The sequence below is a fragment of the Longimicrobium sp. genome (assembly GCF_036387355.1).
Classification (GTDB): domain Bacteria; phylum Gemmatimonadota; class Gemmatimonadetes; order Longimicrobiales; family Longimicrobiaceae; genus Longimicrobium.
Genome location: NZ_DASVTX010000188.1, coordinates 1 through 3192 on the forward strand (window position 1 = coordinate 1; position 3192 = coordinate 3192).

The window sequence follows — 3192 nt, forward strand, 5'->3', positions numbered from 1 at the left end:
CGCAGCTCGTCTTTCCGTGGATCAGCGGCAAGTCGCCCGCGCAGGAGCCGGAGGAGGCGGCGCGGATGCTGGAGTGGGTCGGGCGCGGCGAGGTGGGCGGGCTGATCGTTTCCATCGGCGCGCCGGCGGAGATGGCGGCAAAGCTGCACGCGGCCCAGCGCGGCGCCCGCGTTCCGCTGCTGATCGTGAGCGATCTGGAGACCGGGCCGGGGATGCGGCTCACCCCCGGCGGCACTTCCATGCCCCCCGCGATGGCGTTCGGCGCGGCGGACGACGAGGCGCTGGCGCGCGAGGCGGGGCGGGTGACGGCGTCGGAGGGGCGCGCGGTGGGGATCCACCTGACCTTCGGGCCGGTGCTGGACGTCAACTCGAATCCCGACAACCCCATCATCAACGTGCGCTCCTTTGGCGAGCGGCCGGACCGGGTGGGGCGGCTCGCGTCCGCGTGGATCGAGGGGGCGCGGGCCGGGGGGCTGCTCACGGTCGGCAAGCACTTCCCGGGGCACGGCGACACGCAGGTGGACTCGCACGTGGGCCTCGCCGCCATCAGCGCGGATTCGGGGCGGCTGGCGCGCGTGGAGCTGGTACCGTTTCTGGCGGCGACGGGCGCGGGGATGGACGGGATGCTCGTGGGCCACATCGCCATGCAGGGGATCGAGGGGCCGAACGCCGCGCCCGCCACGCTCTCCCCGCGCATCACCACCGGCCTGCTGCGCGGGCAGATGGGCTTCCGCGGCATCGTCTTCACCGATGCGCTCAACATGGGCGCCGTGACGCGCACGTATCCCGTCGCCGAAGCGAGCATCCTCGCGCTCCTGGCCGGCGCGGACGCGCTGCTCCAGCCGCCGGGGCACGAGGAGGTGATCGACTCCGTGGTTTCGGCGGTGCAGGCGGGGCGCATCCCCGCGGCGCGGGTGGAGGAGGCGGCGCGGCGCATCCTGCGGGCGAAGGCGGCGGCGGGGCTGCACCGCGGCCCGGCGGCGCCGGGACCGGCCGGGCGCGTGGGCACGCCCCAGCACGCGGAGGTCGCCGCGCGGGTGGCGGAGCGCGCGCTGGTGCTGGTGCGCGACCGCACGGGCGCGGTCCCCATCCGGCGGGCCGCGCGGGTGCTGCACGTCACCTACACGGGCCGCGCGCGCTCCGCGGGGACGGCGCTCCAGCGCGGGCTGGCGGCGGGCGGGCTGGCGGTGGAACACGTGCTGGTGGGTCCGCAGACCCCGGAAGCGGTGTTCGACTCGCTGCGCGTGCGCGCCGCCTCCGCCGACGTGATCGTGGCGAGCGCGGCGGTGGCCCCGGTGCACAACCAGGAGCTGGGCATCGGCGGCGAGTTCGCGGCGTGGGTGGAATCGCTGGCCGCCGCCGGCCGCCCCGTGATCGCGGTGTCGATGGGGAGCCCGTACCTCCTCACCGGCTTCCCCTCCGTGCCCGCGTACCTGCTGTCCTGGGACACGGGCGAGGCGAGCGAGGGCGCCGCGGCCCGCGCGCTGCTCGGCACCGCCCCCATCCGCGGCCGCCTCCCCGTGTCGCTCCCGCCCTTTCACCAGGTAGGCACCGGGCTCGACCGAGGAGAAGGGGGCCACTGAAACCGCTGCAACCACCGCGGGAAGTCCCCTGCGGGGACTGCTCCGGAAAGCCCCGAGCACAGTCCGCGAAGGCGGACTTCCCGCGGTTGTTGCAGCGGTGTAACTACTCAGGCTGCGCACAGTTGATGCATCCGCCTGCGAGCCCGTGACCGATACCTCGGGAGGGCGATGTGCTGACGCGCAACGAGATCCTGGCGGTGTACGATTCTGGCCCCGACGCTGTCGTCGCGCTGGTGCAGTCGCTCATGGCGCAGATCGAGGCGCTCACCGAGCGCGTGCGGGTACTGGAGCTGAGACAGAGCAAAGACAGCCACAACAGCCACAAGCCACCCTCCAGCGACGAGCCCACCTTCCGCCGCCGCCGCCGCAAGAGCCTGCGGCAGAAGAGCGGCAAGAAGCCCGGCGGCCAGCCCGGGCACCCCGGCCACGCGCTTACCCCGGTCGAGACACCGGATGCCGTGCTTGTCCACACGCCGGCGGCATGCGCGCGTTGCGGGCACGATCTGGCGGAGGTCGAGCCCATCGTTACCCAGCGGCGCCAGGTGCTGGACCTGCCACCGCTGGCGCTCGGGGCGACGGAGCACCGGGCGGAGGGCAAGTGTTGCCCCGGCTGCGGGCACCTCACGCGGGCCGACTTCCCCGCGGGAGTGGACGAGGTGGTGCAGTACGGGCCCGGGGTGCTGGGACTGGGCGTGTACCTGCAGATCTACCACCTCCTGCCCTATGCGCGCGCCGCCGAGCTGATGGCGGATCTATTCGGCCGCGCCCCCTGCCAGGGCACGCTGGCCCGCGCGCAGGAGCGGGCCTACGAGGAGCTCGGCCCTGTAGAGCGGGCGATCCACAAGGCGCTGCGGGAAAGCGCAGTCGTGAACTTTGACGAGACGACGGTGCGCGCGGGCGGCGAGCGCCGCTGGGTGCACAGCGCCGGAACGCTCGCCCTGACGCTCTACCGCACCCACCGCAAGCGCGGGCGTGAAGCGCTGGATGACATGGGGGTGCTGCCCGGCTATCGGGGCGTGGCAGTCCACGACGCGTACACTTCGTACCTGAGCTACCCGGCGCGCCATGCGCTGTGCAATGCACACCTGCTGCGCGATCTGGTCGCCGTGGAAGAGGAGACCGGGGCGCTCTGGTGTGGTGCCATGCAGGCGCTGCTGCGCGAAGCACATGCAGCCGCCCAGCAGGCGCGCTCCGACGCCGCGAAGCGGGTAGAATCCGGGGCGCTCCGGGTGCGCTACCACGCGCTTCTGGAGGAGGGCCGCAAAGCCCATCCGCCCAGCCCACCCGACGGACGTGGGGTGCGGCGCAAGGAGAGCCCGGGTTACAATCTGGTGCGGCGCCTGGAGCGGCACGCCGACGCGGTGCTGGCGTTCCTCGAAGACACACGCGTACCGTTCGACAACAACTTGGCCGAGCGCGATCTGCGCATGCTCAAGACGCAGCAGAAGATGACCGGTGGTTTCCGTACCGTGCACGGCGCCGAGATGTTCTGCCGCATCCGTAGCTGCATCTCGACCCTGCGCAAGCAGCACTGGCCCCTCCTGCGTGCGCTGCAGAACGTCTTCTCTGGAGCACCCGTCCTCCCCGCCTTCAACGGCTGAGTAGTTAC

The 3192-nt window shown here is 72.8% G+C and carries 2 protein-coding genes; both read left to right on the forward strand.

The annotated features are described in order from the left end of the window. The coding region (locus tag VF665_RS08390) for a glycoside hydrolase family 3 protein (RefSeq protein WP_331052963.1) at positions 1-1583 on the forward strand (1583 nt) is incomplete at its 5' end. Between the two features lie 170 nt (positions 1584-1753). Beyond that, positions 1754-3184, forward strand: coding sequence for an IS66 family transposase (tnpC, locus tag VF665_RS08395; protein WP_331052964.1), 1431 nt, complete (start codon positions 1754-1756; stop codon positions 3182-3184). Positions 3185-3192 lie beyond the last annotated feature (8 nt).